Source organism: Micromonospora thermarum (genome assembly GCF_012034245.1).
Classification (GTDB): Bacteria; Actinomycetota; Actinomycetes; order Mycobacteriales; family Micromonosporaceae; genus Micromonospora; species Micromonospora thermarum.
The window spans coordinates 187,214-211,268 of sequence record NZ_JAATEO010000001.1 but is presented as its reverse complement, the minus strand read 5'-3'; the positions used below and the strand labels follow the sequence as shown (position 1 = coordinate 211,268).

The 24,055-nt window shown below is 68.1% G+C and carries 20 protein-coding genes and 1 pseudogene; 9 read left to right on the top strand and 12 right to left on the bottom strand.

Annotated features, from left to right (window positions below; genetic code table 11):
• Positions 1 to 127: 127 nt before the first annotated feature.
• The 3 genes from HCJ94_RS01030 to HCJ94_RS01020 form a co-directional block, all read right to left on the bottom strand.
• Complete coding sequence (locus HCJ94_RS01030; protein WP_167999032.1) at positions 128 to 547, bottom strand: CBS domain-containing protein; 420 nt, start codon at positions 545 to 547, stop codon at positions 128 to 130.
• A gap of 74 nt (positions 548 to 621) precedes the next feature.
• Entirely contained in the window at positions 622 to 1,593 is a 972-nt protein-coding gene (locus HCJ94_RS01025) for an L-threonylcarbamoyladenylate synthase (RefSeq protein WP_167999170.1), read from the bottom strand.
• 154 nt (positions 1,594 to 1,747) lie between these two features.
• Positions 1,748 to 2,971 (bottom strand): hypothetical protein, encoded by a 1,224-nt coding sequence (locus HCJ94_RS01020; RefSeq protein ID WP_167999031.1) that lies wholly within the window; start codon positions 2,969 to 2,971, stop codon positions 1,748 to 1,750.
• 429 nt (positions 2,972 to 3,400) lie between these two features.
• On the opposite strand from HCJ94_RS01020, the gene HCJ94_RS01015 reads away from it, so the two are divergent.
• The 8 genes from HCJ94_RS01015 (at position 3,401) to HCJ94_RS00985 (ending at position 11,481) form a co-directional block, all read left to right on the top strand.
• Positions 3,401 to 3,793 carry a hypothetical protein gene (locus HCJ94_RS01015; RefSeq protein WP_167999030.1) on the top strand — a complete coding sequence of 131 codons (393 nt, stop codon included), beginning with the start codon at positions 3,401 to 3,403 and terminating at the stop codon, positions 3,791 to 3,793.
• The gene (locus tag HCJ94_RS01010) at positions 3,790 to 4,575 is read left to right on the top strand and encodes a DUF2637 domain-containing protein (protein WP_167999029.1); all 786 of its coding nucleotides are present in this window, start codon (positions 3,790 to 3,792) and stop codon (positions 4,573 to 4,575) included. Before HCJ94_RS01015 ends, HCJ94_RS01010 begins: the two co-directional genes overlap by 4 nt.
• Positions 4,576 to 4,801: 226 nt before the next feature.
• The gene (gene hsdR / locus HCJ94_RS01005) at positions 4,802 to 7,267 is read left to right on the top strand and encodes an EcoAI/FtnUII family type I restriction enzme subunit R (protein ID WP_167999028.1); all 2,466 of its coding nucleotides are present in this window, start codon (positions 4,802 to 4,804) and stop codon (positions 7,265 to 7,267) included.
• A 79-nt stretch (positions 7,268 to 7,346) separates the two neighbouring features.
• Positions 7,347 to 7,946: a type IV toxin-antitoxin system AbiEi family antitoxin domain-containing protein gene (locus tag HCJ94_RS01000; RefSeq protein ID WP_167999027.1), complete on the top strand. Its 600-nt coding sequence runs from the start codon at positions 7,347 to 7,349 to the stop codon at positions 7,944 to 7,946.
• Positions 7,943 to 8,527, top strand: a complete 585-nt coding sequence (locus tag HCJ94_RS29490; protein ID WP_205800415.1) for a nucleotidyl transferase AbiEii/AbiGii toxin family protein — start codon at positions 7,943 to 7,945, stop codon at positions 8,525 to 8,527. The genes HCJ94_RS01000 and HCJ94_RS29490 overlap by 4 nt, the downstream gene beginning before the upstream one ends.
• Positions 8,446 to 8,862 carry a nucleotidyl transferase AbiEii/AbiGii toxin family protein gene (locus HCJ94_RS29485; RefSeq protein ID WP_240943729.1) on the top strand — a complete coding sequence of 139 codons (417 nt, stop codon included), beginning with the start codon at positions 8,446 to 8,448 and terminating at the stop codon, positions 8,860 to 8,862. Before HCJ94_RS29490 ends, HCJ94_RS29485 begins: the two co-directional genes overlap by 82 nt.
• The gene (locus HCJ94_RS00990) at positions 8,840 to 10,339 is read left to right on the top strand and encodes a class I SAM-dependent DNA methyltransferase (protein ID WP_167999026.1); all 1,500 of its coding nucleotides are present in this window, start codon (positions 8,840 to 8,842) and stop codon (positions 10,337 to 10,339) included. Before HCJ94_RS29485 ends, HCJ94_RS00990 begins: the two co-directional genes overlap by 23 nt.
• On the top strand, positions 10,336 to 11,481 hold the full coding sequence (locus HCJ94_RS00985) for a restriction endonuclease subunit S (RefSeq protein ID WP_167999025.1): 1,146 nt from the start codon (positions 10,336 to 10,338) through the stop codon (positions 11,479 to 11,481). The genes HCJ94_RS00990 and HCJ94_RS00985 overlap by 4 nt, the downstream gene beginning before the upstream one ends.
• Positions 11,482 to 11,488: 7 nt before the next feature.
• Here the strand turns inward: HCJ94_RS00985 and HCJ94_RS00980 are convergent, their stop codons facing one another.
• From HCJ94_RS00980 to HCJ94_RS00945, 8 genes are all read right to left on the bottom strand, one after another.
• Complete coding sequence (locus HCJ94_RS00980; protein WP_167999024.1) at positions 11,489 to 12,157, bottom strand: JAB domain-containing protein; 669 nt, start codon at positions 12,155 to 12,157, stop codon at positions 11,489 to 11,491.
• 10 nt (positions 12,158 to 12,167) lie between these two features.
• Entirely contained in the window at positions 12,168 to 13,880 is a 1,713-nt protein-coding gene (locus tag HCJ94_RS00975; protein WP_167999023.1) for a DUF262 domain-containing protein, read from the bottom strand.
• A gap of 490 nt (positions 13,881 to 14,370) precedes the next feature.
• Positions 14,371 to 15,099, bottom strand: coding sequence for an AfsR/SARP family transcriptional regulator (locus tag HCJ94_RS00970; protein ID WP_240943727.1), 729 nt, complete (start codon positions 15,097 to 15,099; stop codon positions 14,371 to 14,373).
• A 154-nt stretch (positions 15,100 to 15,253) separates the two neighbouring features.
• Complete coding sequence (locus HCJ94_RS00965) at positions 15,254 to 16,423, bottom strand: hypothetical protein (RefSeq protein ID WP_167999022.1); 1,170 nt, start codon at positions 16,421 to 16,423, stop codon at positions 15,254 to 15,256.
• 158 nt (positions 16,424 to 16,581) lie between these two features.
• Positions 16,582 to 17,250, bottom strand: coding sequence for a GNAT family N-acetyltransferase (locus HCJ94_RS00960; protein ID WP_167999021.1), 669 nt, complete (start codon positions 17,248 to 17,250; stop codon positions 16,582 to 16,584).
• 26 nt (positions 17,251 to 17,276) lie between these two features.
• A complete protein-coding gene (locus HCJ94_RS00955) occupies positions 17,277 to 17,957 on the bottom strand; it encodes a GOLPH3/VPS74 family protein (RefSeq protein ID WP_167999020.1) in 681 nt (226 codons plus the stop codon).
• A gap of 12 nt (positions 17,958 to 17,969) precedes the next feature.
• A complete protein-coding gene (locus HCJ94_RS00950) occupies positions 17,970 to 18,974 on the bottom strand; it encodes an acetamidase/formamidase family protein (protein WP_205800487.1) in 1,005 nt (334 codons plus the stop codon).
• A gap of 5 nt (positions 18,975 to 18,979) precedes the next feature.
• A complete protein-coding gene (locus tag HCJ94_RS00945; protein WP_167999018.1) occupies positions 18,980 to 20,386 on the bottom strand; it encodes an APC family permease in 1,407 nt (468 codons plus the stop codon).
• Between the two features lie 1,005 nt (positions 20,387 to 21,391).
• On the opposite strand from HCJ94_RS00945, the pseudogene HCJ94_RS31025 reads away from it, so the two are divergent.
• Positions 21,392 to 22,580 (top strand): annotated as a pseudogene (locus HCJ94_RS31025) (alpha/beta hydrolase family protein).
• On the opposite strand, the gene HCJ94_RS00935 reads toward HCJ94_RS31025, so the two are convergent.
• The gene (locus HCJ94_RS00935; protein ID WP_167999016.1) at positions 22,553 to 23,938 is read right to left on the bottom strand and encodes a helix-turn-helix domain-containing protein; all 1,386 of its coding nucleotides are present in this window, start codon (positions 23,936 to 23,938) and stop codon (positions 22,553 to 22,555) included. The pseudogene HCJ94_RS31025 and the gene HCJ94_RS00935 overlap by 28 nt on opposite strands.
• Positions 23,939 to 24,055 lie beyond the last annotated feature (117 nt).

Genomic DNA, 24,055 nt, shown 5'->3' with positions numbered 1-24,055 from the left:
GCCCGCCCTGGACGCCGTGGTCCCTGTCGCACCTGCACGGGGACCACTTCGACCGGGTCGCCCGCCGGGAGCGACGACCGCCGCCCCCGGCGGGAGCCGGAGGCGGCGGTCGAACTCGTCGGGACGGTCAACTGCGCTCGGAGATGGCCTCGATGAGATCACCGACCGGGCGCTCCGGCAGGGACCGGGCCACGTCGGCGACGGCCACGATGCCGACGAGCTCGTGCCCGTCGATCACCGGCAGCCGGCGCACCTTGTACTGGCTCATCGTCCGCAGGATCTCCGCCGCGTCGTCGTCGGCGCCGATGGTCACGGCCTTACCCTGGGCCAGCTCACCGGCGGTGACGTTGGCCGGGTCGCGGCCCTCGGCGAGCACCTTCACCACGATGTCGCGGTCGGTCAGCATGCCCTTGAGCCGGTTGTCGTCCCCGCAGATCGGCAGCGAACCGACACCCAGCTGGGCCATCTGCTTCGCCGCCGTCCGGAGGTCGTCCTGCTCACGGACGCAGGTCACGTCGTTGGTCATGATCTCGCGTGCGGTCGGCATGGATATGACACCTCACTTCCGGGGGGTTGTTGCCGTTACTCCTACCCCCACGGTTGCGGCCCATGCGCCGACGTTCACCGCCAGGTGGCGGCGGCCCGGCGCAGCCGGTCGTTGATCGCCCGGCCGACGCCCACGTCGGGCACCGGCTCGGCGACGATCTCGGAGACGCCGGTGGCGTCCAGCCGGTGCAGCGCGTCGAACAGCCGGGCCGCCGCCTCCGTCAGGTCGCCGCCGGCGGAGAGGACCTCCACCGCCGCCCAGTCACCCGCCGGCCGGTTCCGGAACGCCAGGAAGCCCCGCCGGGCTCCGTCGCCGGCCGCCGGCTCCGCTCCCGAGACCACCCGCAACGGGGTACGCGGGGCGTAGTGCGCCGCGAGCGTGCCGGGTGCCACCGGCTGCCCCGAACTGCCCGGGCGGACGACCACCGGCCCGACCGCCTCCTCCAGCGCCTCCACCGGCAGCGCACCGAGCCGCAGCACCACCGGCCGGTCCCCCCGCGCGTCCACGATCGTCGACTCGATCCCGCAGCGGGTCGGCCCGCCGTCGAGCACCACGTCGACGGCGGCCCCCAGGCCGCGTACGACGTGCTCGGCCCGGGTCGGGCTCAACTGCCCGAAGCGGTTGGCGCTCGGCGCCGCCACCGGCACCCCGGCCGCCGCGATCAACGCCCGCGCGGCGTCGTGATCCGGCACCCGCACCGCCATCGTCTCCAGCCCCGACGTGACGATCGGCGGGATCGCCGGCGGCCGGTCCACGATGAGCGTCAGCGGCCCCGGCCAGAACCGCTCGGCGAGCGCCGCGACCGCCGCCGGCACCACGCCCACCAGCTTCTCCAGCTCCGCCGCCTCGGCCAGGTGCGTGATGAGCGGGTCGAAGCTCGGCCGCGCCTTGGCCTCGAAGATCCGCGCCGCCGCCCGCGCGTCCAGCGCGTTCGCGCCCAGCCCGTACACGGTCTCGGTGGGAAAGGCCACCAACCCACCGGTACGCAGGACGGACGCCGCCTCGGCGAGGCCGCTGTCGGCGGGAAGGAGGCGCGGGGATCCGATGCTCACGCTCCGACGCTAACCTGCTGCGGTGCACGACCTGCGGGCGGCCGCGCAGAACTGTGACCGCGGTCCGTGGCCGGGATGTGCGTGCCTGGCGGAACCCGGTGCTCGAACGGCCAGGGCGGGTGTCGAGGTCCTCGGTCGAGCCGAGGCCCTAGCCCCGGGCCAGCACCCGACGTCGCCGTCCGATGAGCATCAGTCCGGCGCCGGCGAGGAGAAGCGCCGCCGCGCCGCCGACCATCGGCCCCACCGCCGGCCCGGTGATCGGCAGGCCACCGTCGGAACCTCCCGCGCCCGCGCCCGGCTGCCCACCGGCACCCGGTGCCGTCACCCGCAGCACGACGGTCTCCGACACGCCGACCAGTTCGGGCTCGTCGTTCGGGACGATTGCGCGGTAGCGGTGCGTGCCCACGGCCTTGGGCGTGACGTCGAACGTGAAGCCGCCCCGATCGTCGAGGAACGTGCTGCCGACCTTCCGCCACGTCGAGCCGTGCAGTTGCTGGAGTTCGACGTTGACACCGCTGGTCGGCTTGACCGTGCCGGTGAACGTCACCTTGGTGCCGGTCACGACGGTCGTCCTGCTCGCGGTCGCGGTCACGACGGGCTTGACCCGGGGGTGCCGGGACGCGACGACGATGAAGGCCGGCGTGAAGTCGACGTTGGACGGGCGCAGGATGCCGACGCACTGCAGGTAGCCGTCGCCCTTCGGATACACCTTCGAGAAGGTGCCGTCGGCGTTGGTGGTGCCGTTGGGCTCCGCCGAGTACTCGACGCACAGGTTGTCGTGGCCGAAGAAGATCGGCTGGTTGGGGATGCCCTCGCCGGTGTCCTCGTAGTAGAACCGACCCTCGACGGTCAGCGGGCCGTCGCCGACCAGCGGGTCGGGCACGAACCGCATGGTCACCGCCGGAAGGTGGGTGCCCGTGACGTCGAGCGTGTTGTCCGGTGTCTCGGGCGGGTCGATGTCGAGCCTGTTGAAGGCCGCGTCCACGGCGACGAGCTTGCTGATCTCCCACTGACCGTTCCAGGTGGAGGGCACCTGGATGGTCGCGGTCCACCTGCCGTCCTGTGGCGTGCCGGAGGTGAGCGACAGCTCGGCGTACTGGGTCGACGCGGTGCCACCGGCGACGCGCTTCAGGGCGACGAAGGGCATGTTGCCGCCGCCCATGTCGGAGGCCTTTTCGACACCGGTCTCGTCGGTCAGGTAAGCGGTCACGGTCACCGGGACGAGGTCGAGACCGGCGACGGAGACCGCGTCGGGCGAGACGGTGATGCCCGCCAGGACGGGAGGTGCCGTGTCCGCGGCGGCGACCGCCGCAGGGGCGGCGACGAGGGTGCCGCCCGCCGCGAAGACGAACGCCGAGACTGCGATCCGCAACCACCGCATGGGAATGCCCTTCATGAGCTTCGGCGACGGAGAGTCGCCGCGTCGTCACCGTACAATCTCCCACCGCTCCGCCGCCGGCCCGGCACGCGGGCGAAGCCGCAACCGTGAGAGCAGCGACGCGCTGGGCTGACGGCTCTAGGCGGTCTTCCGATCCACGCGCGACAGCTACTCCGGGTTGCACCCGTCTTCGAAGAGTTGGCCCAGAGCGGGCGCGCTCGACGTTGGCTGTGGCGCTGACGATCCGCTGACGACCAGAGATGATCCTCGATGCGGAGGAAGTGATCGAGGATGAAGACAGGCCATGACCAGGCCTGAGGATGTGGTGGGCCGGAGGTACCACCATGCGAACCACACCGCCACCATCGCCGGTGACCCGCTACCACTGAATTTGCCCAGCTCACGGGTGTCGGGTGATGCCCGATGACCCCGACCCGACCGGTTGAACCGCCGGTGCGGTTCGCCGATGCCGAAAAGATCAACCCGTTCAAGCTCCTGCTCGATCTTCATGACTGTGCCGTCGCTCGGACGGCGACATCCGGTCGCGATGACGCCTTGGCGGAGCTGGCGTTGTCCGCCGCCGTGGTGTCCTGGTGGACTCGCTGGCAGCCCTCGATGATCCACGCGGCCCTGCGGGCGGGTGCGGACCTGACGGACATCGCCGACGCAACCGGCCTCGGAGCCAGCGAAGTCGTCCGACGGTGGCAGCGATGGGCCGATGTCCAGATGCGGCTGGACATCGGGGGACGCCCATCCGTGGACCCCGCCGAGGTCCAGGCAATCGAGCGACGGCTGGGTCCGGGGGTGAACCGATGACGCCGACCCGGATCGCCCGAGACGTGAGCACGGTGGCCGTAGCTGGAATTGCTGCCTGGTCGTCCTGGAGCCATATGGTCGCCGTGGCGTTGAGGTTCGGTGAGCGTCCCGAAGTCGCCTACGTACTGCCACTGTCTGTCGACGGGATGCTCGTCGTCGCATCTGCGGCCATGGTCGAGGACAAACGCGCCGGTCAGAAGGTGCGCTGGTCGGCCCGGACTGCGTTCGCGGTCGGGGTGGCGGCCAGCGTGGCGGCGAACATCGCCGCCGCCCAGCCCAGCCTCGGGGCACGGATCGTGGCGGCGTGGCCGGCGGTAGCACTGCTGCTGGTCGTCGAGATGCTCACCAAGTCTAAACCTGCCCCACAGTCCATGACGCGCCCGGATGATCCGTCCGGCGAGACCGGCCATGGCCTTGGGCAACGAGTAGTCGCCGACGTCGACCACGCGGCATCGAGCCCATTGAAGATTAGCCAACCGGAAGCGAGCGAGCCGGATCTGGCCTCGGACGAATCCGCGCCTGGCCGGGCTGCGGCAGTACCGGCACGAAGAACCGCCGGCCCGTCCTCGAATCGGCCTCAAGCCGCTGGCGAGCGGACTGCGGACATCGTGGCCCGGCTACGTGCCGAACGCCCCGACGCGAGCCTGATCGAGGTCGCCTCGGCTGCCGGCGTGTCACCACGTCACGTCCGCCGAATCCTTGCCTCCGATACCGGCCAGCGCCCACCGTCCGAAGGAACCAATTCGCGGGAGGTCCATGGTCCAGTGACGCCGTCGTCATGAGGCCGGATGTTCGCATGGGAGGCACGACATGGGGCTTCTCCCGGCTCGGCGTTCGTCCCATCGCCCAACGCTGCCGGCCCCGACCGTAGTGATGACCCCGACCGTAGTGATGATCGACAAACTGGCCGAAAGATCCGCCTCGTCGGAAATTTCATCCTTTGCGATCTTGATCGTCACCCTCATGGCCTGAAGACAGGAAGCTGTGAATGCTATTACCGTACGTACGGTGACAGCGATCTACGGGATGAGCGAGGACGAGACGTGCCGGGCGTTCGTCATACCCGCCCTTGAGGCTTCCGGATGGACGAGCGAGCAAATCCGACCGCAGTTCCGGATCAACGAGGGGCGCCTGACGCCGACACCCAAGCGGCACGCCCAGGATGATCCCCTGATCGCCGACTACGTCTTGGAGTATGCGCCGGACGTCCCCGTCGCTGTCGTAGAGGCCAAACGGTGGCGCATCGACGCCAACAACGGCGTGGAGCAGGCCCGCCGGTACGCCGCGAAGCTGGGGCTCTCCTTCGCGTACGCCACCAACGGCCGGCAGATCGTGGAGATCGACTACAGCGGCGCCGCTCCGGCCATCCGCGACGTCGACCAGTTTCCATCCCCAGACGAGCTGTGGGCCCGCTACCTCGCCGACCTGCAGGCAGACTCCGACATCGGGCGGGAACTACTGAAGGCGCCCTACGATCACACCCTGCGGAACTCGGACAACACCGCCAAACGCCCACGCTACTACCAGCGGGTGGCGGTGGCCCGTACGCTCGCGGCCATCGTTCGCGGCCAGAAGCGCATCCTGCTGGTGCTGGCCACCGGAACCGGGAAGACCATGGTGGCGCTCCAGATCGTCGCCAAGCTGAATCGATCCGGGTGGGGCGAGGGACGGAAACCCCGGGTGCTGTATCTGTCCGACCGCTCGATGCTCGTCGACGACCCCAAGGACAGGTACTTTCTACCGGTCTTCGGCCCAGACGACGTACACAAGATCAGCGGCGAACCCGTCCGGGGCCGCAAGATCTACTTCGCCCTGTACCAGGCACTAGAGAAGGGTGACGAGGAGGAGTTGTTCCGCCGCTACCAGCCGAACTACTTCGACCTTGTCATCGTGGACGAGTGCCACCGGGGCAGCGCCAGGGACAACTCGCAGTGGCGCCGCGTGTTGGAACACTTCGCCCCCGCGACGCAGATCGGCCTGACCGCCACCCCGATCAACAGGAAGGACGCGGATACCCTCGACTACTTCGGCGACCCCGTCTACACCTACTCGCTGGCCGACGGCATCGAGGACGGCTACCTCGCTCCCTACCGGGTGCGGCGGGTGCGGCTCAACGTGGACATGGAGGGCTACCAGACCGTGCCGGGACAGCTGGACCGGTTCGGCAACGAGATCCCGGAAGGAATCTACGGCCCCAAGGACTTCGAGCGGGTCATGGTCATTCTGGAGCGTACGGAGGCAGCCGCCCAGTACGTGGTCGACTACCTGCGCTCGACCGCGGAGGACGGCAAGCAGGGTAAGACCATCGTGTTTTGCGAGAACAACGACCATGCCGCACGCATGCGCGCCGCCTTGTTCAACGCGGCCTCCGAGGAGGTGCGCTCGCATCGCGAGTACGTCGTGCGCATCACCGACGCCGACGGCCCGCACGGCAGGGCATGGCTGGACGAGTTCCGCAAGGACGACTCCGACGAACCGGTGATCGCAGTGACGTCCAAGCTGCTCAACACCGGCATCGACCTGCCAGCCGTCCGCAACATCGTGCTGTTTCGCCGGATCGGCTCGATGCCGGAGTTCAAGCAGACCATCGGTCGCGGCACCCGCCTGTGCCCGGAGATCGGCAAGGGCTCCTTCGACATCATCGACTTCGTCGAGGCCACCCGGCTGTTCAACGACCCGGGATTCGACGGCCCGCCGCTGCGCGTCGTCCGTGACACCGCCGACGAACAGGGACATCTGCTAAAAAGCCAACCCGAAGCACCCGATGGCAGTGTGGCCGATCCGGAGACCGTGGCCGAGCCGGAGGCCGAGTACACGCAGGCAGACGGCGGCACCCTCGACACGCAGCGGTCAGACGCAGCGGTGGACGACCCCGACGAGGTCGACCGCATCCGGTCCCGCGGCAGGCGCTATGTGGTAAACGGCGTCCAGGTCTACAAGTGGGGCGAGCGGCGCTACCAACTGGACACGGACGGCCGGACGATGAGACTGGTGACCATCCAGCAGTGGGTCCACGACCGCGTCCTGGAACTGGACCTGGCTCCGGACAAACTGCGCGGTCGCTGGGCCGTCGCCAAGACCAGACGTGAGCTCATGACCATCCTGCAACGGGCCGACATCGACGCCGAGGAACTGCCCGCGGAGTTCGGCAGCCCGGATGTCGACCCGATCGACCTGCTCCTCAACGTGGCATGGGGGCTGCCCCTGGTCAGCCGCGAGGAACGGCTGTACCGCTTCCTGCACGAGCACCGGGATTTCCTGAACGCTTTCCAGCCACAGGCCCGGCAGGTGTTGGACGAGATGCTGCTGAAATTCGCCGAGCACGGCTCGCCACAGCTCAAGCCGGAAACCCTCGCGGTCCGCCCGTTCACCGACATGGGCTCGGTGGTCGAACTGGCGAACCGGTTCGGTGGGGCGGAGTTGCTCCATGAGGCCATCGATGACCTGAGTAAGCGCCTTCTGGAGGCTTCCTAGCACTGAACTTTAGCTCCAACACGCGTGCGACACAGAACTAAAAATATCTTTTAGTATTGTGCCGTGCTAGGGTGACCCGGTGCTCCGCGACCGTACCGACACCAGGGCGACGCTCTGGCGCATCGCCAGCGGGCAACGAGGCTTCTTCACCGCAGCGCAGGCACGCGAGGCGGGGTATTCGTACCAGGCGCAGCACTACCATGCCCAGCGGGGCAACTGGATCCTCGTCGACCGGGGCATCTACCGCTTCCGGGAGTTCGACTCTCTGCCCGGCAGCGAGGACGACCACCTGGTGCGCTGGGCCCTGTGGAGCAGAGGCCGCGCCACCGTGTCGCACACCACCGCGTTGTCGGTTCACGACCTAGGCACGGCAAACCCCTCCGAGATCCACCTCACCGTCCCGTCCGGCTTTCGCCAAAAGGACAGCGCGGTGGTCCTCCACCACGCCGACCTCGCCAGTGACGAGATCGAAGAGCGAGACGGTTACCGCGTTACCACCCCGGTCCGCGCAATCGTCGAATGCGCCGCCGCCCGGTTGGATCAAGACGTGCTGGATTCCGCCGTGGCCGAGGCCCTCGATCGAGGACTGACGACCCGCCGGAGCCTTCTTCACGCCGCCCAGCAGTTCGGCGCCCGGGCGGAACTCGGTGTCGAGCGAGCGCTGCGGGAGGTGACGTGATCGGGCGGTACGGCAGCGCCAGGGCGCTGCGCCGTGCCCTGGAGGCACGGCTGATGCAGGAGGCAAACGACACTGGCACCGATCTGGCCCGGCGCCGTCGCCTGGTCGTCTTCGACCGTGTTGCCGCGCGCCTCTCCGCCGACCCAGCGGCCGGCTGGATCCTCAAGGGCGGGACAGCCCTGGAGTTCCGGCTGCGCAGCAGGGCACGCGCCACCAAAGACATGGACCTCGCGGCTTGCCCGGACGGTGATCCAGACCTTGACGGCCAGACCGTACGAGATCTCCTCATCGACGCGCTCTCCCGGGACGAGGACGGCGACGGATTTCTTTTCCAGGTTTCTCCTGCCGTCCCGCTGAGGGCGGACACCGCCGGCCGCGGCGGCTGGCGCTTCTCCATCGAAAGCCGGCTGGCGGGAAAAACCTTCGCCACTGTGCGCATTGACGTGGTTGCGCGCGGGGGGAGATCAGCCGCACCGAGCGCCTGTCCCTGCCCAACACGTTGGCATTCGCCGGAACGCCGCACCGGGACATCGAGGCTGTCGACCGCCGCCAACATTTCGCTGAGAAGATTCACGCCTTGACCCGCGACTACGGCGATCGTCCGAACACCCGCGTCAAGGATCTCGTGGACCTAGTGCTGTTGATCGAGACCGGGCTGACGGCCGACGAAGCCCTGGCTGACGCCGTGCGGCACGTCTTCGCCGTACGGGCGACGCACCCGGTCCCGGAGGTGCTTGCCGATCCGCCGCCGGCCTGGACCGAGACCTATCCCGAACTGGCCGACGGCCTGACCGCGACGCCGCTTCGGCTCGATGTCGCAATGGACCTGGTGCGCAGCTTCTGGTCCACGGCGCTGGCTAGCGGCAATACCCACCCGGAGCAGAAAGACTGGAATGGCACCCACGAAGACCGCTAAGGCCACAACCTCGCGGGCGCGGCTCGCGTCCATCATCAAGTCAGCCCGCGACACCATGCGCAAGGATGCCGGGCTCAACGGCGACCTCGACCGGCTGCCCCAACTGTCCTGGCTACTGTTCCTCAAGGCGTTCGACCAGCGCGTCGAACAGGCCGGGCCGATGCTGGACCCCGACTACCGTCCCGCCATTGAGAAGCCGCACCGATGGCAGGACTGGGCCACAAACCCCGACTTCAGCGGCGCAGAACTGAAAAAGTTCGTCGACCAGGAGCTCATTCCTTACCTTGCCGGCCTGAAGGGCGCCGCGGGCCATGCCGACGATCCGCGGAACGTTCTGTCCACCATCTTCCGGGACGTCACCAACCGCATGCAGTCCGGCACCTTGCTGCGCGACCTGGTGAACCTCGTCGATGAGATCCACTTCGACTCCTCCGACGACATCCACACCATGGCGTTCGTCTACGAGTCGATCCTCAAGGAGATGCGCGATGCCGCCGGTGACTCCGGCGAGTTCTACACCCCGCGTCCGGTGAACCGTTTCATGGTGCAGCAGTCCTTCCTCAAACTCGGGGAATCAATCCTGGATCCGGCCTGCGGCACGGGAGGCTTCCTGGTGCAGGCCTACGAGGAACTCATCCAGCTCGTCGAGACGGACACCCAACGCCGGCAACTACAGGCGAACCTTCGAGGCATCGAGAAGAAGCCGCTGCCCTACCTGCTGGCCAGCATGAACCTGCTCCTGCACGGCATCGACGCACCACGTCTGGTCCGGGACAACGCACTCCTGCGGATGCGCGACGCGACAGCGGCGGATCGGGTCGACGTGGTACTGACCAATCCGCCCTTCGGCGGCGAGGAAGAACGGTCCGTCGTCGAAAGGTTCCCCAAGGGTTACCAGACCCAGGAGACGTCGTGGCTGTTTCTCCACGCGATCCTGGACCAGTTGAAGCAGGGCGGTCGATGCGCGATCGTCCTACCGAACGGCAGCCTCTTCGCGACCGGCGAGAACAGCATCGGCGCCCGGATCAAGAAGAAGCTGATGAAGGAGTGCAACCTCCACACGATCGTCCGCCTACCCCAGGGTGTCTTCGCGCCGTACACCCAGATCCCGTCGAACCTGCTGTTTTTCGAAAAGGGCCAACCGACGCGGGAAGTGTGGTTTTACGAGATCCCTCTGCCAGACGGCCGCCGCGGCTACACCAAGACTAAGCCCATGCGGGTCGAAGAATTCGAGCCGTGCGTGCGGTGGTGGGGCGGTGAGAAGCGCGAGGGCCGCAAGGAAGGACCTCACGCCTGGCAGGTTACCTCAGCCGATATCGAAAAGTCCGGCTACAACCTCGACATCGCAAACCCGCACGCGGAAGACGACCTGATACACCGCACGCCCGAGGAATTGGTGGATGAGCTCATCAAAACTGAGAAGGAAATCCTGGATCTTCTAGGAAAACTGCGCAAAGAAACGTTGGAGTTGCGATGATTGGACGCGAGGTGCGACTGGGCGACGTTCTCGCGCTAGAGCGCATTCCTGTTGATATCGATCTTGACGCAGAATACCGACAGATCGGCATCAGGTCATTCGGAAACGGAATCTTCCACCGCGATCCCTGCAGTGGAAGTGAGCTAAGTAAGCTAAAGTACTACGAAGTCAACCCCGATCGGCTGATAGTCAGCAACATCATGGCCTGGGAAGGTGCGATCGGCGTCTCCACGGATAGTGAGAAGGGGTTCGTCGGATCGGCACGATTTCTTAGCTACCAGGCGATTGGCGATGTCGACATTCGGTATCTGAACTACTATTTCCAAACCTCGGCGGGCCGGGCACTGATCCGCTCCGCCTCTACCGGAACTGTTGCCCGCAACCAGACGCTCTCGCCAAACGCCTTGGAACGGGTAACAGTCCCCCTCCCTGGATACGATGAGCAGCGCCGTATCGCCGACAAGCTCAATGCGTCTCTCGTGTGCCTGGGCGCGGTCGAAGCCTTGCGCGCGCGGATGTTGAATCTGCAGGGCAGCCTGCGGGAGTCGCTGATTCATTCCGCACTCAGTGAGGACACGTCACTCGTTCGGGTTGGCAACATCGTCACTCTGACGCGTAGCGAGGTCGAAATCAAACCCGACTGGCTGTACAAGGCCATCGGCATGCGCTCCTTCGGGAAAGGGATAATCCGTTACGCGCCGACCCGCGGGGACGAACTGAGCAAGCTGCGGTACTTCAGATTCCCGCAAGACGCACTCGCCCTAAGCAACATTAAGGCGTGGGAAGGGGCAATTGGTGTAACTGGCGAAACGGAGGCCGGATATGTGGCATCGAACCGCTTCCTCTTCTATCTGCCTGTTGACGACCGAGCAAACGTCAGCTACCTACGTCACTACTTCTTGAGTCGTCCAGGTCTTGCTCAGATTTGTGCGAAATCCCCGGGCGGGGCTGACAGGAACCGTACCCTCGGGATCAAAGGGTTTGAGGCGATAGAACTTCCGCTTCCCTCGCGCCGCGTGCAGGACCGGATCGCGTCCACGCTCGATGCTCTAAGCGCCCGCCTAGAGACCGCATACGAACAGCGAAGCCTCTCTGCTCTCCGCCCAGCTCTTCTTGAGGCCGCATTCTCTGGTCGTCTGTAGCCGGTCATCAGCCGTGAGCCACGCGGCGCCACTCGTGGTCGGTGACCACCACGTGGTCGAGGAACTTGAGGCTGACCGCCTCCGCTCCGGCCGCCAGTCGGGCGGTGGCGAGGCGGTCGGGCTCACTGGGCTCCACTCGCCCGGTCGGGTGGTTGTGGGCCACCCCGAATGCCGTACCGCCGGCTGCCAGCACCAGGGCCAGGACGTCTCGGACCGGCAGTAGGGACCGGTCTGCCACACCCTCGGTGAGTATCGCGGTCCGTAGCACCACGCCGGCGCTGTCACAAATGATGACCACGACGCGCTCGTGCCGCAGGCCGGTAAGCAGCGGCGCCGCGAGCGCAGCGAGGTCAGCAGATCCGCGTATCCGCTGCCGGCCTCCACGGTCGACCGGTGCCGCACGTCGCGCGAGTTGGAACGCCGCAGCCACCCGGGCCGCCTTCGCCGGCCCGATGCCGGGCAAGCCAACCGCCAGCTCGTGTGCGTCCGCCCGGGAGAGCTCGTACAGGCCGCCGTGGCGGGCGATGAGCTGTCCGGCCAGCTCGACGGCGTCGCACCCCTCCGCTCCGGATCCCAACAGCAGGGCCAGCAGCTCACGGTCGGAGAGCGCCTCCGCGCCCCGGCTCAGGAGTCGTTCTCGTGGCCGGTCGGCAACCGGCAGATCGGCGATACGCATCAAGGATTCCTCAGTCCGCCGAATCGCGGTCGACCGGTTCGTCGCTCAGTAGGTCATCTTCGAAGCCCAGACCGGTCTCGTCCGCTCCTGACAAAGGTCCGGCGCCACCGCTGTTCGGCGACTCGGCTGCGGGGCCAATCAGTTGCATCAGCCGCCGATGCAGCGTCTCGGACCGTACGCGAAGGAACGTGTCGTAGTCGTCGCGCAGCGCCGCCTGGTACGCCTCCTCCTCCACCAGGCAGCTCCGCAGTCGCTGCAGCAGCGCCTCTTCGCCATCGAGGTCGGCCAAGTCCCGCAGATATCGGGACGGGGGACGGTCGGACACCCAGATGTTGCTGACCGACGAGAGCATGACCAGATTCCCGCAGACGTTGGCTCGGGTGCCGCCGATGCCGTGTGAGCGCAGGAACGCCCTCGGGAAGAAGTGGTGGAACTCCTTGTCGTTCTGCCACGAAAGGGCCTTGCCGACATCGATCCGCTGCCCGCTGAGCAGGTCCAGCGGGTCCTCGTACGCCAGGATCAGGGCGAGGAGTTTGCTCGGGGCGTTCCGTCTGGAGAAGGCGCTGCGGCGCCACAGGGCGCTACGCGGCAGGGCCGCGACCGTGTCGATCTCTGCGGCATGACCCTGGGCGAATGCGGTGATCGCCTGCAGGTCAAGACCCATCTGTGTCTCGCTCCAGCCCTTGAAGTACTCGCCGCTAGCCGTCAACCAGAACCAACGCCGCAGTGCGCCGTACTGCGGCGAGGAGGGCTTCGGCAGTTGCCGGAACACCTCCACGAGCACGGCGAACTGGTTGTAGTAGGGCAAGGCTTCCGCGTTTGGAGTGCGGATCTGCGTGCTGAGGAAGTCGACGGCCCGCTCGGCGGCCTTCGCTACCGTCCCGACGGCCTCCCGCAACCGGGGCTTGTCCAACTCCCGGAGGCGGTAGATGTCCTTCGCGGAAAACCCGAAGCCAGCCGCGACCGCGATCGTGCGAAGCATCGTCTTCGTGTCGACCCGCCCGTAGTCCTTCGCGTCCAAGACCTGCAGCAAGGACTCGATCTCGTCCTTGAGGTCGAAGTCCGGGCTCCATGTGCCAGCTCTCGCCACATCAACGATATTCATCGTCGTTCCGGTGCTGTTGATCCGCACGAATACCCGAGCCGACTCCTCCGCCGATACGTGGTTCAGGGTCACCACCGGCACGAGGTAATTGGCGAACTGCTCGTACAAACGCGCGGCGCGATCGCGCAGCCCAACGGGAAGCTCTGCCACTTGCCCGAACAGGGAACTTGCCTCGCTCACCGCCTGCATGGGCACCAGGTGCGCCGCAGTAGGTGTCTCCGGCGTGCGGTGGAAGAACCGGTCCTCCTGCAGGTCGTAGAGGATGTCCCAGACACCGGCACCGCCATGCAGAGCGCCGATCACGCTGGCGAGCCGCTGTTGACCGTCCAAGATGTATCGAATTGGCCGGTTCGGGCGAGGCGGCTCCACGACAAGGCCGGCGACCGTCTCCTCGCTTGCCAGTTGCTCGGTGGTCTCCCATAGCAGCAGGCTGCCGATGGGGTAGTTACGGAGCACCGAGTCGAGAAGCTCGAGAATCTGATGCGGCCCCCACACGAACGCTCGCTGGTACTTCGGCAGCACGATTTCGCCGGAAAGTACCCGGTCTGCCAAGCGGGCCATCGGCACGATGGTCGGTTCGGGACTCGCTGACTGGCGCCTGCGGACGGGCGTGGTCACGGGCCTTGCCTCCTGTGCGTCTCGCCGGAGGAACGTTCGACCGAATCCTATAGAGACGGACTGACATCTGAGCCCGCCTGCATCGTTCGCGAGGCCTAAGATCCATTGATCTCATCGCTGAACTTGCGAGAGGGCTTACTGAGGCTCGTTCGGCTCTCGTTGAGGCGGGGCGATCGCGGAGCAGGCCGAGACCGATCTCATCTCGGCGCTGCCCTCGCCTGTGTGACGAGGCCCGAGCGACCGTATAGCCGGTTGGTCGCGGGGCCGGTGCAGCTTCGGGCAGGGGTAGCAGGCCTGAGAGCCGCCTCGGCAGAGCGGATCCACGATGACCGTTTTGAGGGTATATCGGCACTTTTGCTTATCGGCCTTTCGGCCGAATCTGTCAAGATCGCGAAATTGAGGAGTTCGCAGAATCTGACAGGAGCCGGTTTCAGTGTGCGGGGAACTTCTGGTCGGGTCATTGCGACAGCAGCACCGGGTGGGATGGCGGTCAGGTCAACCGATCACGGATCGTCGCAGCAGTCGCGACGAGGAGTTCATGGTCCGGGTGGTGGCGGGCGGCGAGATCGAGGACGGCCTTGGCTTCGGCGGGGCGGTCGGCGAGTGCCTCGGCGAGGGCTGCGGCTGCGGTCACGTACTCATTGGCGACGGCTTGTTGGTGCCGTGCGAGCCACAGGTATCCGGTGCCGGCGGCGAGGGGCCCGCGGTAGACGGTGACCGCGCGCCGTAGAGCGGCGGCGCTGGTTGTCGGGGCGGTGGCGCGGTGCGCGGCGGTGAGGGCGTCGCGCATGGTCCACAGGTCGACGTCGAAGGCGTCGCGGATGAGGGTGTAGCGGTGTCGCCGCAGATGCAGATACGTGCTCTGCCCACCAGTGGAGCGGAAGACCTGGCGCAGGTTGTACGTGTAGGTGTGCAGGCGCTGCGTCGCGAGGCGGTGCGGGGGTTCGGGCAGGAGGTCGCCGAGGATCTCGTGCTGGTAGGCGGAGCCTCCTCGGACGATGAGGTAGACGAGGAACTCCATGGCCTGGGGGCGGACGTGCTGCCCGTCGGGGACGCCGAGGATGGTCGGTGGGCCGAGTACCCGGACCTGGACCCGGTTTGCTTCGACATCGGCCTGCTGGCCGAGGGGATCGCTGGGGGCACGGGCGCCCGGTGGGTCAGCGCTGTCGCCGACCGCTGGGGTGATCGCGGGTGAGTCCCCGGCTCGGGAGTCGTTCATGGCTGGGTGTCAGTGACCGCCCTCGACATCGCGTGCGAGGGCTCGTTGCTCATGGTCGACACGGTACAGCCGCTGTCGGCTTGTCGTGGCCCTGCCGAATTCGTGCCGGCCGCTCGGCGGTCAGGGACGTGACCGACGGCGCGCCACGGGGATGTCAGCTGCCGCCGGGCTGTGCTGCTGCTGTCTCTTCTGCGGTGTGGGTCTCGATGTCGGGGTGGTCGTGTCCGCGCTCTGCGCATTGCTGCCGCATCTGGTGCAGGTGGTGGAGCATGCGGGCGGTGGCGGGGTGGTGGGGGTGGGTGCGGCGGTGGGCGGTGATGGTGTCGGCGAGTAGGCGTCGGGCGGCGGCGCAGTGGCCGAGGTCGCGCAGGACGAGGGCGAGGGTGGCCTGGGTGGCGAGGGTGGGGTGCGCGTCGGGTCCGGCGGTGGTGATGAGTTGGTCGGCGAGGTGCCGGTACACGTGGTAGGCGCGCTGGTGGTGTCCGGCCTGCCGGTGGGCGGTGGCGAGGGTGTGGGCGGCGGCGAGAGTCGGCCGGGCGGAGGGTCCGCGCAGGTGGGCGTGGCTGTGGTGGGTGTAGGTGGCCCAGCGGATCGCGGCGACGGGGTTGCCGAGGCGGATTAGCAGTTCGGCGTACAGGTGGGCGGCGTCGGCGAGTGTGGGGTCGGCGGTGGTGGTGGCTGGGTCGACGCCGGTGAGGGCGTCGCGCAGGGTTTCTCGGGCGCGCACCGGGTCGGTGGCGGTGAGGGCGCGGGCGGATCGTAGCCGTTCGGCGAGGGCGGGACCTTCTTGGCCGGGCGTGGGGGCGAGGGCGGTACGCCAGGTGAAACGCAGATCCGTGGTGGTGGGGCCGGCGGTGACGCGGGCGATGACCCGGCTGGCGTGGGCGGCGGCGAGGTTAGTGCTCTTGGGGTGATCGGGGGCGGTGACGATGTTGGGTGTGTGGTGCAGGATCGCTTGGCCGACGGTGTCGGCGACCGCTGCGGCGTCGAGTCCGTGCCGCCGGCAGTCGCCGGGGCATTGATAGACGAGCCGGTTGCCGTCGGGGGTGCTGGTCATGGGCTGTTCGCAGGTGCGGCAGAGCATGAGGTCGGCTGGCAGGAGGACCGGCGCCGGATCCTCGGCGGACTGGTGTGCAGGCGGTGGCGCTGGCGCGGCGCTGGGTGTTCGGGTCTTGCTGACCCATTCCTGTACGAGCCGCCGGTCGATGTTGAGTTCACGGGCTACGGCGGAGATCGGACCGCGGTGCCCGCTGTCGCGTAGGGCGGCCACCTGTTGGACAGCGGCGTCGATGAAGTCGTGGGAGCACTTGCGAGGGAAAGCCATCGGCTCGTCGTTCCTCGATCAGAGACGTCAGGGCGGAGGTTAGGTCGCGACCACGGGCGGGAAGCCGGCGGTCACCTACCGTGCTACGGCACCACACGCCGCCGGGCGGACTGCGGGCGCACTGAACTCGTTCGGGGCCACCTACCGCTGTCGGGATCTCACTGTCGTCCCGTGGTGGGTAGGGAGTGATCTGGGAGGGGTGCGGCGGGGCGGGCGAGGCTGCTGGGCCAGGTGTCGAGGCGGCGGTCGGGGTTGCGGCGCATGGGCTGCAGGGCCGGCCCGTCGGGCAGAGGGATCGGCGGTCGGGGGGTGTAGCCGTGGCGGGTGTACAGGGTGTGGGCGTCGGTGGTGGTGTCGGTCCAGGAGGGCAGATCGATGCGGTCGAGTCGGCGTCGGTGGTGGGTGAGTATCGCCGTCGCCCGTCCCGTGCCTCGGGCGTCGGGGTGCACGGCGAGGAACGCCAGGTGGTAGTGCGGCTCGCTGGGCCGAGGCTCGGACAGCAGGGTGTCGAGCAGGTCGAAGCGGTCGGCGTGGGGGCCGGCGGCGTCGGTGAGCCGGTGGCGGTAGTTGGCCGGTGGTGGGATGGGCCGGTAGCGGTGGAACCCGACGGTGGCGGCCATCAGGTCGTCGGTGACGTGGCTGTCGCCGTAGAACATGGCGTGTTCCACCCAGATCGCGAGGACTTCGGTCAGCACCCGGCGCCGCAGCGCGGGGTCGGGTACGAGCCATGCGGCGAGCGGGGTGGGGTGCAGGGCGGCGGCGATCAGCGTCGCGACGGGGTCTTTGTCGGCCCAGCGGGCGGCCCGGATACGCACAGCGGCGTCCATCAGGTCGGTCTCCTTGTCGTGAGCGATTAGCGGTAGGCGGCGGTAGCGAGGTCACCGACCGCGGCGTCGACGGCGGCGGTGATGTCGCGTACCGGCCGGTGGTGCTGTTCGGCGATCGTCCGCAGCTGGCCGGTGACGGTGTTGGTGTCGTGGAGGTACAGGTGGGTGGTCAGGCCGAGGACGGCGACGAGGCCGGCGAGCGCGGCGGTGTGGTTGTCCGGCTGCTCCCGACCGGCGGCGAGGTACCTCAGCCGGGACCGCGCCACGACCACCCACTTGCTGTCGGTGACGAGGTAGACCTCGGTGCGGGCGAGCCCACCGAGCCGGCGGCGGCTGGTGCGATGCAGGATCCCGCCGGCGTGCAGGCCGGCGCGGGTGCGTTCGTACAGGTCGGCGGCGAACCATGACAGCCATCCCCGCAGGGTCGGGGCGAACCTGGCGTGGCGGACGGAGGCGATGGCGGTGTCGGCGATCAGGTCGCCGACGGGCCGATCGATGTGCAGCCGGATCCGCTGCTCGCCGGCCGGGCGGGCATCGTCGTTCCGGTCAAGGACAATCCGCCCGGCCAGGAACAGGTCGATCAGGACCGCTCCGGCCATACCCAGCGCCAACGACTGCCGGTGGATGTGAGGCAGGCCGGTGTCGTCGTTGTGGCCGAGCAGGAATAGCTCGTCACGCAGCGGCAGTCGCGGGATTGACGCGGTCATCGCACCGCCTCCCTATCGCAGCCCGACCGAACGTTGCCGCAACCGGGCGTGCACCTCGCCGTAGGCGGCGGCCGAGTCGGGAAGCAGTGCCTTGTCGACGGCGGCGAGGATGGTGTAGTTCGGGTCGCACACGTTGCCGATCGGCGCCCGCCCCGCCTGCGAGATCAGCTGGTAGGCGTCGAGTTCCTCCAAGCCGGTGAGCGTGCTGGTCCAGCCGACCAGATCGCGGTGGGCGATCCGGTAGGCGTCCTCAAGGGGCCGGGCGCAGCCGACCGACATGATCTCCCGGTCGGTCTCCAGCCGTGGCCATACCGTCGGGACGCCCTTGATGACCTCGATGATCACGGTGGTGGTCGTGGCGATTTCCACCCCGACCCCGCAGGCCTCCCCCTCGCCCTGGCGGGCATGCCCGTCGCCGAGGGCGAACATCGCCCCATGCACGTTCACGCCCAGGTAAAGGGTGGTCCCGGCGCGCAGCTCGGGGGTGTCGAGGTTCCCGCCATGGGTATCCGGGACGATCGTGGAGCGGGCCTCGAATCCGCCGGGAGCGACACCGATCGTGCCGATCATCGGCTCCAACGGCAGGTCGACGGAGTGATCGCTGCCCGTGGCGTGGAAGCGGACCGCCCCGGCCTGCCGGTCGATGTCGTACACCCACACCCGCTCTTCCAAGGGCGGCTGCAAGGTCGCGGTGTGCGAGGTGGAGGTCAGCGCCCCGAAGTGCGGGAACGTCGACGACACTCCCCAGTCGCGGGCGGGTGTGATGGCGGCAAGGTGGATGGCGAGGGTGTCGCCGGGCTCGGCGTCCTCGACGAAGAACGGCCCGGACACCGGGTTCAGGTACGGCATCCGGCACACCTGCGACGGCAGGTCCGCCGGCCCGCGGACGAGGCCGCCGAAACAGTCCTCGGTGAACACCTGCAGCACATCGCCGGAGCGGACGTGAGCCACCGGCATCCGGCCGCCGAAGGTGTAGGCCAGCTCGTCGCGGGCGGGCCGGTAGGTGATCATGTCCATACCGATCACACCCGCTCCACGTCACGAGCCGGCACCTGCGCGGGCGCGAAGCCGGACAGCACCGGCCGGCGGCCAGACAGATACAGGCCAGCGAGAACGACGACCCCGAGAGCGAGCCAGGCCAGGCCGAGGCGCTGGGCGGCGATGTTGGCGTTCACCACGACGAAGGCGAGGACCGCGAACCCGAGGCTAGGCATGAACAGGTGCGCCCACCAGTTGCCGCTGCGCCGACGGATCAGGTGATGCACGACCACCGAGACGTGCAGAACCAGAAACGCGACCATCGCCCCGAAATTGATCAGCGATGACAGCAGGGTGATCCCGTCCGCGCGGGTGGCCATGTACAGGCCGAGCACCACAGACACGACGCCGGTGAGCAGCGTGGCGTTGATCGGAACGCTGCGACGGATCGACACCTTCGCCAGGAAACCGGGCAGTTGCCGGTCCCGGGCCATCGCATAGAGCAGCCGGGACGTGGCGACCTGCGCGACCATCGAGTTCGGCAGGCCCCAGGCGATGGCCGTCGCCACCGCGCACAGGGTCGCTAGCCAGCCCCCGCCGGCCACAGCGGCGGCGTCGTAGAACGCGGTGCCGTCCGGATCCCCCTGCGCGAGAAGCGTGCCGGAGTCGGGGACAAGCATCGCGGCCAGCCACGTCTGCGCGATGAACAACACCCCGGCCAGGACCAGGACGGCGGCCATCGCCCGGCCGACCTGCCGGGAGCCGCCCTTGGCCTCCTCGGCCAACATGCTGATCCCGTCAAAGCCCAGGAACGACAACACCGCGATCGACACCGCCCCCGCGACGAGGGACCAGGTGAAGGTCTCGGAGTTGTAGAACGCCTCCCAGCTGAACCTGCCCTTTCCGGTCGCGAGGACCCAGCCCGCGACAACCAGGAAGATCGCCAGGACGATCAGCTCACCGACCAGCATCACTCGGGTGACCATCGCGGTCATCCGGATGCCGACCGAGTTGACGATCGTGTTGACCACGACGAACCCGAGCAGCCACAGCCACACCGGCACCGCCGGGACCGTGGCGTGCATCGCCACCGACGCCACCAGATACAGCAGCCCCGGCACCAGCACGTAGTCGAGCAGGATCACCCAGCCGGCCAGGAAACCGACCGGCGGGCTGACGCCCCGGCCCGCGTAGTTGTAGACGCTGCCCGACATCGGGAACGCCTTCACCATCTGCGCGTACGAGAACGCGGTGAACACCAACGCCACAACACCGACCGCGTACGCCAGAGCCACCATGCCGCCCGAGCCGGCGTACACGCTGCCGAAGATCGCCATCGGCGCGATCGGCACCATGTACACCAGCCCGTACGCGACCAGGTCCCGGAACCGAAGCTTCCGGGCCAACTCTTGGCGATAGCCGTAGCGCGCCAATTCCTCCTGTAGTTGCATCGGACCCTTTCATCGACGTCGTCATCGGGACGCAACATTCATTGCTGCGCCCCCCGTGAATGGCCTTACCGCTGCGAATGATGGCTCGATTCGAATGGCATGGTCGATACCGAAGATGCGGACAAGAACTGTTGTCCGCATCGACGTTGCCCCGGCGAGAACAACGGGTTGGCGGGCCGCTTACGAGGAGACATCCAGCGGTAGTTCCGAGGCACTCGGGCGTAGAGTCGGCCACGTCTGGGCGCTCGCGCCGGCCCGACGGACCGAGACTCGCCGCTGGCTTCGCCGGTGCCCCGGCGACCGGTTGACGAGCCCGCCGTCGTCCGGTCGCGCGTGGAGGTTGTTCGAGGAGGACGCGTGAGGCTGGCGGACAGGATCACTGAAGTGGCGGTGGACGACGCCGTCCGCGCCTCGGTGAGTTATGACCAGCTGCGTACCGGTGATGACGGCCTGTACTGGTTGGAGACTCGCCCCGATGCCGGCGGGGGTACGACGGTGACAGGTTGGCGGCCGGGCGAGGGCACGCGTGATGTCAGTCCGTCGGGCTTCGATATCGCCAGTGGAGTTCACGCGTACGGAGGCGGTTCGTTCGCTGTCACCGACGGGACGTTGTGGTGCGCCGGCGGCGATGGCCTCTATCGGAGCCGTCGTCACGGCGAGGGACTCGACCTGGTCAGCCATGGATCCTTCGGTGACCTGACGATCGGTGACGGCGAGTTGCTGGCTGTGCGGGAGTCGGAGCAGGGTGACGAACTCGTAGCGGTGTCGCTCACCGGTGCTCCGCAGGTGCGGACTCTTGCCTCGTCCCGGGGGTTCCTCGCCGCGCCTCGGCCGGGTCCGGGTTGGTTGGCCTGGACCGCGTGGAGCGAGCGCGACATGCCCTGGGATGCCTGTGAGGTGTGGGTGGCCTCCTACTCGCCGCGTGGTTCCGTCGAGGGCGCAGTGAGACTGGCCGGTGGTCCGGATGAGTCTGCGGTTGAGCCGCGGTGGGGACCCGACGGCGCGTTGTACTTCGTGTCGGACCGCAGTGGCTGGTGGAACCTCTACCGGTGGGACGGCCTCGAGGTGGAGGCGGTGGCACCGATCGCGGGTGAGTGCGCCGCGGAGCCATGGGAGCTGGGTTACGCGTCGTACGGTTTCCTCGACGACGGCCGGATCGTCGTGGCGGTGCAGGAGGGGCCGCGACACCGCCTTGTCGTCATCGATTCCGACGGCGCTGTCCGCCCGGTCGACCTCCCGTACACGTCGATCAAGCCGTACCTGGCCGTTCGAGGGACGACGGTGGCGTTGATCGGATCATCACCGACCGCAGCCCCGCAGGTCGCGCTGATCGACCTGGCTGATGCCGATCCCCAGGTCGAGGTGCTTGCCAGGCCGGAGCACGCCGGACTCGACGGGGCTCGAGTATCGACGCCGACGCAGCTACGCGTTCGAGTGGCGAGTGATCGGGAGGTGCTTGCCCTCGTGTATCCGCCGACGGGCTCGGCTGCCGACTGGCGGGCACCGGTGATCGTTCGGGCGCATCCTGGGCCTACCGCCTCCTGCCTGTTGCGCCTGGACTGGCAGGCGCAGTTCTTCACCAGTCGCGGGTTCGCCGTCGTTGATGTCGACTACCTGGGTAGCACCGGGTACGGCCGGGCGTTCCGGGAATCGCTCTACGGCCGGTGGGGTCTGGACGACGTCGATGACTGCGCGGCGGTGGCGGTTCACCTGCTGTCGACCGGGCGGGCGGCGCCGGGGCAGGTGTTCATCCGGGGTGCCAGCGCCGGCGGATACACCGCGTTGCACGCCGTGGCGCAAGACGGCCCGTTCGCCGCCGCCACCGCCGTGTCGGCGATCGTGGATCCTGACCGGTGGGCGCAGACGGTGCCCCGGTTCCAGCGGGCGCACGCGATGCGGCTGCGAGGTGGGGCCGGCCGCGTCCGTGCCGCCGCTGTCCAGCGGCCGGTGCTGCTCATTCACGGCACCGCCGACGAGGTAGCCGTGGTCGAGGACGTACGCGAACTCGCCGAGGAGTTGACGTTGCTCGGTTCGGCGCCCGAGGTGTTACTCGTTCCTGATGTCGGCCACTATGTGGCGACATCCCGTCGAGCGGGTGCCGCGCTGGAGGCGGAGCTCGCTCACTACCGTTCGGTGATGGCGGGTGCGGCCAACGGTCAGCAGGGGTTACACAGCCGCCAGCGGTAGTCGGTGACGCACGTACTCGCCGAATTCGCGGACCTCCGTCTCACACCGGTAGGGCTCGAGGTCGGCCTGTACCTCGACGATGCGCTGCAGGCAGCGGTGTGAGGTGGTTCGTGCGGCGTGGTCGACTGCCTCGCGTGCGGTGGCGCAGGCTTCGTCGATGCGGCCGGCGGCGGCCAGCGACGAGGCCAGGAGCGCGGTGTCGATGGCGAGTCGCCGGACGTGGGTGGGGCTCAGCGCGGTGAGGGCGTCGCCCAGGTGCCGTTGGGTTTGCCGCGGTCGGCCCAGGTCGTGGAAGCAGTGCGCGATCTCGTCGGCGAGGTACGCCGCGTCGAAGTACCGGATCCACGCCGGCTCGGCCTCGGGCTTGCTGCGGGCCAGTTGCCTCTCCGCGATGTCGAGGTGGTTCAGGCAGTCGCCTTCGCGTCCGAGGCGGGCGTGCGTACGGGCCACCACCGCGTGCAGCGCGGCGGCCACAGCGGGCGTCGCCTGGGTCTCGCTTCCTCTCACCGCCGTCAGCGCCATCCTGCGTGCCGGCTCGGGGTGCCCGCAGTGCAGCGCGAGGTGGCCGATGTTCACGGCGAGCAGGTAGCTGCCATACAGGCGGTCGTCGGCGGCTTCCGTCAGCCGCAGAGCGCGTAGGTAGCGGCGCTGGGCGAGGCCATGTGCGCCGGTGTCGACCGCCTGGTACCCGCAGAGCTCGAAGAATCCCGCCGCCAGCGTGTAGAGGTGCCGGCCGACCGCCTCGGAGGTTGGGGTGTTCGCCAGCAGCCGGTTCAGTTCGCCTTCGACGTACCGCTGCACCTGGGCGTGGACTCGTCCGGCGCCGTGGGTGTGGTCCAACTGCCGGAACATCGCCAGAGCGGTCTCCGCCGAGTGAAGATCCTCTTCGTCAACCTGGTCAGACGAGCCAGGTCGTCCGGCCACGGGCAGCCGGGGTCCCGCCGCAGCGTTCAGCCAGTCCAGGGCGGCGCGATCGAGGACACCGGGTTGGAACGGAACCCGAGCGACCATCTCGGCCAGCCCCGACGTCTCCGCCGGACGATCGGACAGCACGCTGCTGAGGCCACCGCCGGCTGGCGAGGTGGCGGTCGGCTTGCCGTCGCTGGTCCGGTTCCTGTCGAGCAGCGGTAGCAGGCGCATCAGGGCGCCCCCGGTCGCCAGTGCCTTGTCGCAGGCCTCGACAAACTCCCGGGACGGGAACCGGTCGGCCGTCTCCACGCGACGCACCAGATCGGCACTGAAACGGATCATGATGCCGAGCCGCGCCTGCGAGAGGTTGGCGCGTTCGCGCAGCCGACGCAGTTCGGCGCCGAAGAAGTGGCGCTCGGACAGGGATGGCTGGAGCGCCCGCGGGGTCTGGCCCATGGCACCGCCTTTCGGGCTGCTCGCGACCGATGGCATTGAGCAGCGTGGACATCGCGCAGATAGGGTCACTCAGTGTTCAGCGCGGCGCAACCAGGAACGCCGGGAACAGCCTGAACG